This is a genomic window from Ancylomarina sp. (genome assembly GCF_041555295.1).
Taxonomy (GTDB): Bacteria; Bacteroidota; Bacteroidia; order Bacteroidales; family Marinifilaceae; genus Ancylomarina.
On the sequence record NZ_JBFFKR010000183.1, the window covers coordinates 1 to 7131 of the forward strand.

Below are 7131 nucleotides of genomic sequence, written 5' to 3' on the forward strand. Positions count from 1 at the left end.
ACATATGCGCAACATTATTTTTAAAGTCTGCACGTCATTAGCCTTATTGGCTATCGTTTTTACAACGAGTCAAGCACAGGATAATTCGATTGATAAGATCATTGCTGTAGTTGGCAATCAAGTTGTCTTAAAATCAGACGTAGAAAACCGTTTCCTAGGCCTAATGGCTCAAGGATACCAAGCAGGGAGTGTAGATTTGAAATCAGAAATTTTTGAAGATCTTTTGATTGAAAAATTGATGATTGCACAAGCACAGGTCGATAGTATCGAAGTTACAGAACAAGAAGTTGAAAACGACATTCAACGTAAAATCGAAATGTATATTCAACGTATTGGTTCAAAAGAGAAACTTGAGCAATATTGGAAGAAAAGTATTCCTGATTTGAAGAATGAGTTACGTGATATAACTCGTAACGATAAGATCAAACAGAAAATGCAAGCTGAGATAACAAAGAATATTTCAGCAACTCCTGCCGAAGTTCGCGATCTTTACAGTAAACTTTCTCAAGACAGTTTGCCCACAATTCCTGGTGAACTGCAAATTCAGCAGATTAGTAAAAGTCCAAAAATAACCGATGCTGAAAAAGATAGAATTCGTGAAAAACTAAGAATTTTCCGTGATAGAATTATGAAAGGTGAGAGTTTTGCTACTCTAGCTGTTCTTTACTCTGAAGATAAAGGTAGTGCGCAGCGTGGTGGTGAATTAGGTTATACACCTAGAGCTAACCTCGTTCCTGAATTTGCCAATGAAGCTTTCAACTTGAAAGCTGGAAAAATATCGAAAATTGTAGAATCGGAGTACGGCTTTCACATCATTCAGCTTATTGACCGTAAAGGAGATCGTATTAATGTTCGCCATATTCTTCTTAAACCTCGTATTAAACAAGAGGATAGAACTATAGCAACTGAAAAGCTAGATAGTATTGCTGACATGATCCGTAACGACAAAATTAAGTTTGAAGAAGCGGCATTCTATTATTCAGATGATAAGGATACTAAAAACAATGGTGGTTTAATTGTAAACCCAAACAATGCCAGTTCTAAATTTACAAAAGATGGCCTACCTCCATCAATTGCTAAAGCCGTAAACAAGCTTAAAGTTGGTGAAATATCTGAGACTTTCCTTGATGATCAACGTGGTCAAGAGACTTACAAAATCATCAAAATTAAGTCACAGACAAAACCTCACAAAGCTAACTTATCTGATGACTGGAGTCAGTTTGAGAACATGCTTAAGCAGCAGAAACAACAAGGCTTGTTGAATAAGTGGATTAGCGAAAAACAATCATCAACCTATATTAGTGTTGACGATTCATACAAGAATGCTAAATTCAGATTTAAAAACTGGGTAAAGTAACATTAAAGAACACAAAAATCAGACTCAGCACTAGCTGTGTCTGATTCTTTGTTTTTTGTTATTCATGAAAATTTAAATTTTCTGTAATGAATTTTAAAACTGAAGTTGAGGCTGCAAATGCCTTAAAAAGCAAATATGACGCTTTACTTTCCGAGATCAAGAAAAAGATTTACGGTCAGGATGATATCATCAAGCAGGTCTTAATTTCTATTTTCAGCAACGGACACTGCCTTTTAGTTGGTGTACCAGGTTTAGCAAAAACACTTCTAGTCAATACTATTTCCCAAGCTCTGGACTTAAAATACCAGCGAATACAGTTTACGCCTGATTTAATGCCATCAGACATTATTGGTACTGAGATTCTAAACAGCGACAGACAATTCAAATTTATTCAAGGCCCCTTGTTTGCCAATATTATTTTGGCAGATGAGATTAACCGAACACCTCCTAAAACTCAATCAGCTTTGTTAGAAGCTATGCAGGAAAAGGAAGTAACCGTTAATGGTAAAAATTATAAGCTTGATAAACCTTTTTTTGTTTTAGCAACTCAGAATCCTATCGAACAGGAAGGAACTTATCCCTTGCCTGAAGCTCAGCTAGACCGTTTCATGTTTAGCATCTACCTTGATTATCCAAGATTTGAGGATGAAATCAGCATTGTTGAAAATACAACTTCAGGAAAGACCTTTGAGATTGAAACGATTATGTCTGCTCAGGAAATTACTTATTATCAGAGCCTGATTCAGAAAGTGCCTATCAACAGAAACGTACTGGAATATGCAGTTAAGTTAGCCGCAAAATCACGTCCAAACACAGAACATGCCAGTCCAATTGCAAATAAATACATCAATTGGGGAGCAGGACCTAGAGCTTCACAGTTTTTGGTTATTGGAGCCAAAGCTCACGCTATTATTTCAGGTAAGTATTCTCCAGATATAGAAGATGTAAAAGCGGTAGCCGTTTCAATTCTTCGCCATCGAATAATGAAAAACTACAAAGCTGAAGCAGAAGGTATCAGCATTGAGAAAATCATTGAAGAGCTTCTCAATTAAAGCTCAAAACACAACATCCTTATTAAAAAAAACTCTTTTCATTCCTAAGTTATCATCAATGGCCAACATTGTAAAAAGATATTTGCCCCTTATATTACTAATGCTGATTACAGTACCTAATGTATCATGGGCACAAAAAAAATCCAAGATTCTCATCAAACACTCCAATTTTGGTAGAATAGACAATGATACCGATCCTGATATCCAAAAATTAATTGGCGATGTCTATGTGACCCATCAAAACGTGAAAATGTATTGTGATAGCGCTTATCTGCACGATAAGAAGAACGAAGTTGAAGCTTTTGGTCATGTTCACATCATCAATGCAGATACCGTTCACATTTATAGTGATTACTTAAAATATGATGGCAAAATCCGTCTAGCAGAATTACGAAAAAATGTAACCCTAAAGAACCAAAGCATAAAGTTAACGACTGACAAACTTGATTTCGATATGAATCTGAATATGGGTTACTACAATCAGGGAGGAACCATTGTTGATTCTACAAATGTTTTAACGAGTATAACTGGACGCTATTACACAGAGCAAGACCTTTTCTTCTTTAAAGACAGTGTTGTGCTTGTAAACTCTGATTACACCTTATACTCTGATACAATGCAATACAAAACAGTTAATAAAACTGTAACCATTCTTGGACCAACTCGTATTGTTAGTGAGGAAGAAACACTTTATAGTGAATCGGGTTGGTACAACACGCAAACGGGCATTTCACACCTTCTAAAAAACACAACTGTAAACCGTGACGACTATCAGATAAAAGGCGACAGCATTTATCTTAACAAACATAATAATATTGCTAAAATATTTAGAAATGTTGAGCTTCAGGACACAATTAACAAACTTATTTTAAGAGGCCATTATTTGGAGATGCATAAGGATACTGAAGAAGCCTTCTTAACGGATTCGACACTCTTCATCCATGTAGGAGAACCAGATAGTCTCTTCTTACATTCAGATACCATTCGAATTAAAAAAGACACAAGTGGCTTCAATAGAATATTTGCCTACAATAAGGTCAAATTTTTCAATAAAGACATACAAGGGAAATGTGATTCTTTGAGTATCTCACTTCAAGATTCTACTATGAGAATGTTTAATGATCCTATTATTTGGGCGCAAGGCAATCAGGTCACTGCAGATTCAATCAGCATTGAAAGTCAAAATAACGTTATTAAATACCTTCACTTTAGAACCAATGCTTTTCTTTGCTCAAGAGAGGACAGTACGCTTTATAATCAAATAAAAGGGCGAAATATGCTTGGGTATGTCAATAACAATCATCTTGACAAGCTAGACATTATTGGTAATGGTGAAACACTTTATTTCCCCAGAGATGAGCATGGTATTATTATTGGAATGAATGTAGCCAAGAGTAGTAAAATAAGTATTAATATTAATGGTAGAAAAATAGATCAGATTCTATTTACTAAAAAACCAGATGGTAACATGTACCCTCTTTTTGATATTATCAATCAAAAACGTTTCCTAAAGGATTTTGAATGGAGAGATCAGCTTCGCCCAAAAACAAAAGATGAAATATTCATTTGGGAGTCTGCCATTGTAAAACTCCAAAACAAGCTCAAAAAACAATTCAAAAAAACAATCTCAGAGGAAATGAAGGACTAGTTCCTAAATCGAAAAATAAGGGCATAAAAAAACGTGAGATTTTAAATCTCACGTTTTTTTTTAATATTCGTCTTCATTGAATAGAAAATCTCCTTTGCTTGGATAATCGGGCCAAATATCTTCGATACTTTCATATACATCCCCTTCATCCTCGATTTCCTGCAAATTCTCGATCACTTCTAATGGCGCTCCCGAACGAATTGCATAATCAATTAATTCATCTTTAGATGCTGGCCATGGCGCATCTTCTAGCTTTGTGGCTAATTCTAGGGTCCAATACATAGTTTTATTTTTGCTTTTTTACAGTTTGCGAATATAATTTTTTTTTCTGAATTTACAATTTTGTCTCCCACTTAATTTCTTTCTTACCCATATCGATCAAAACCTTTCGGGAAAGAATAAATAAATAATCTGATAACCTATTTATATATTTCAATAATAATGGATTAACATCAACCTCCTCATTTAACTGATTAGCGCGACGTTCAGCTCTACGACATACTGTGCGAGCAATATGACAATAACCATTAAGAGGATGGCCTCCAGGTAAAACAAAATTATTTAACTCTGGTAAACTCTCATCCATTCTATCCATCTCCTTTTCTAACAAAAGGATATCATCTTCAACAATAATTAATTTTTCTTTTAGATCAGATTTAGCATCATCAGTTGCCAAGCGAGAACCGATTAAGAATAATTTATTTTGAATCAAAAGTAAAACCTCACTCGACTTCGTTTCAATTTCATGAGATCTAATCAATCCAATATATGAATTTAATTCATCCACAGTCCCATATGCTTCGAGACGTAAATGATGCTTAGGCACTCGAGTTCCACCAATTAAGCCAGTAGTTCCTGAATCACCCGTTTTAGTATATACTTTAAACTTTGTCATGATTGTCTTTTTAAGTCACCATTAGAAAGTAAAATTACCTTTCATAATCATTTTTTCTATCAGTTACACAAAGTTAAAATTTAGACTCACATTTCATAACAAATTATCAAAGATTTTATATTAATAATTCATAGCTATTTATATGAGCTAGAACTCAGATTATGATTCTGCTTTTTCAATCCCTTTCTGGCAATTAATATCCCGATATCAAACAAATCCAAACTCACATTAAAGCGTTCCATTTTTTTAAAGCGATTCCATAAAAGATTCATTCCCTTTTCCTTATTGATGTTCTCAATAATAAGATAAGATTCCGTATTCAAGTATTTATCCAGATTTTTTTCGAATTCCAGCAATACTTCAGGTGCTACTGTTCTTGATATTTGAATCAAATCAAAAGCATGATTATTGCTTACTTCTAATTCAGAAAATCTCAGATTAAAAACGCCTTGCTCTTTTAAAATAGATTGCGAGAAAGCATTAGCATATGGAGTTGCTCCCAAGCAAAACAAATTCCTGCGCGTATCAACCTTAGCCAGATATGTCAAATTCAATCCTGAATCATCGCCTATAAAGGCTATGTTTTGAGGATTTACAAAATTCACGAATCGAAATAAAAAACGATTAAATTTTGTACAATCTTTCAAATGCTCATATTCCGATTTAAACCAAAAAGCTTGTTCTACATTCAAAGATTCATCTAAAACCTTTTCCTTTAAAACAGAAAGCATATTCCGACATTGTCTATCCAGCTTTTTAAATGGATAATAATGCATTTTAGCCTCTATCACATTTCGAACTATATGATAGATAAAGGGAGAATCAATCCCAAAACCTCTATAATGCTTGGAAACTAATCGTGTAAATCGTTTTTGTACCTGATACTTTAAGTGGGGCATCTAGCTTTAATTTAAGATTCTAAGATGAAGATAAAAAAAAGTATTAAAAACAATAAATAAGCAGTTCAGTAGTATTACTATTTTATTGTATTTTTGATTTTGCCAATCAAGATTCATAAATCAAACTGAACCTAAATAATCAATCCCAAATTTGTTTTCAAAGATTACTTATAAGAGATTTGCAGCTTTGGATTACACAAATGAAATCAATTATTAAATGTCAGAGTTAGCAGGACTGGATATAAAATTTTTACCCGGAGTTGGCCCTAAAAAAGCCTTACTCCTAAAACAAGAACTCTCTGTACATAGTTACGAAGATTTGCTTTACCATTTCCCCTACAAATATATTGACCGAACCAAATTTTATAAAACCACTGAGATTCATTCAAAACTCCCTTACATACAAGTAAAGGGCAAAATTACCGATATGCAAACTATTGGCGAAAAACGTCAACAACGTTTGGTTGCTAATTTCACTGATGGGCATGGTATAATTGAACTGGTATGGTTTAAGGGAATAAAATTCGTTAAGTCGAGTATTAAGACGAATACAGAATACATCGTTTTTGGAAAACCTGCAGAATTTAATCACCATATAAATGTGGTGCATCCTGAATTGGAAGAATGCAAGCCCAATAAAAACAGTATTCAAGCTTCATTACAAGCCTTCTACCCCACTTCGGAGAAAATGAAAGCTGGCTTTGTGAATTCAAAAGCCATTCACAAGTTTCAGGAAGCCATTTTAAATTCTGTGAATGGTAAAATCCCCGAGACACTTCCAGCCTATCTGGTAAAACACTTGAATTTAGTTAATCTTCATGATGCACTTTTACAGATTCATTTTCCTGAGAATACGGAGATTCTTAAGCAAGCACAATACCGTTTAAAGTTTGAAGAGCTCTTCTACATTCAGCTAAATATTCTGAAAAAGAAGATGAAGAGAAAGATCCTCTATCAAGGGCATCAATTCATTAAAATTGGCGAATATTTTAATTCATTTTTCAAGAACAATCTTCCTTTTGAACTTACTAATGCTCAAAAAAGAGTTGTAAAAGAGATACGAAAAGAAGTAGGGCTTGGCAAACAAATGAATCGCCTTTTGCAAGGTGACGTAGGAAGTGGTAAAACTTTGGTTGGTTTAATGAGTATGCTTATGGCTCTTGACAATGGTTGTCAGGCCTGCCTAATGGCACCTACTGAGATTCTTGCTACCCAGCATTTAGAAACAATTGCTGAATTCCTTGATGGTATTAATGTAAACTATGCCTTACTGACTGGAT

The 7131-nt window shown here is 34.2% G+C and carries 7 protein-coding genes; 4 read left to right on the forward strand and 3 right to left on the reverse strand.

Annotated elements, in window-relative coordinates; translation table 11 throughout:
- The 3 genes from ABY905_RS12145 to ABY905_RS12155 form a co-directional block, all read left to right on the forward strand.
- Nucleotides 1-1357: peptidylprolyl isomerase (locus ABY905_RS12145; RefSeq protein WP_372644254.1), on the forward strand; the 1357-nt coding region annotated here is incomplete at its 5' end.
- 86 nt (nucleotides 1358-1443) lie between these two features.
- Nucleotides 1444-2409, forward strand: coding sequence for an AAA family ATPase (locus ABY905_RS12150; RefSeq protein ID WP_372644257.1), 966 nt, complete (start codon nucleotides 1444-1446; stop codon nucleotides 2407-2409).
- Nucleotides 2410-2467: 58 nt separating this feature from the next.
- Entirely contained in the window at nucleotides 2468-4057 is a 1590-nt protein-coding gene (locus tag ABY905_RS12155) for an OstA-like protein (RefSeq protein WP_372644260.1), read from the forward strand.
- Between the two features lie 60 nt (nucleotides 4058-4117).
- Here ABY905_RS12155 and ABY905_RS12160 read toward each other — a convergent pair whose 3' ends face one another.
- The 3 genes from ABY905_RS12160 to ABY905_RS12170 form a co-directional block, all read right to left on the reverse strand.
- Entirely contained in the window at nucleotides 4118-4339 is a 222-nt protein-coding gene (locus ABY905_RS12160) for a DUF2795 domain-containing protein (RefSeq protein ID WP_125031983.1), read from the reverse strand.
- 52 nt (nucleotides 4340-4391) lie between these two features.
- Nucleotides 4392-4952, reverse strand: a complete 561-nt coding sequence (locus ABY905_RS12165; RefSeq protein ID WP_372644264.1) for a cob(I)yrinic acid a,c-diamide adenosyltransferase — start codon at nucleotides 4950-4952, stop codon at nucleotides 4392-4394.
- Between the two features lie 134 nt (nucleotides 4953-5086).
- Nucleotides 5087-5851: a hypothetical protein gene (locus ABY905_RS12170; protein ID WP_372644267.1), complete on the reverse strand. Its 765-nt coding sequence runs from the start codon at nucleotides 5849-5851 to the stop codon at nucleotides 5087-5089.
- Between the two features lie 217 nt (nucleotides 5852-6068).
- Here ABY905_RS12170 and ABY905_RS12175 point away from each other — a divergent pair.
- Nucleotides 6069-7131: DEAD/DEAH box helicase (locus ABY905_RS12175; RefSeq protein WP_372644270.1), on the forward strand; the 1063-nt coding region annotated here is incomplete at its 3' end.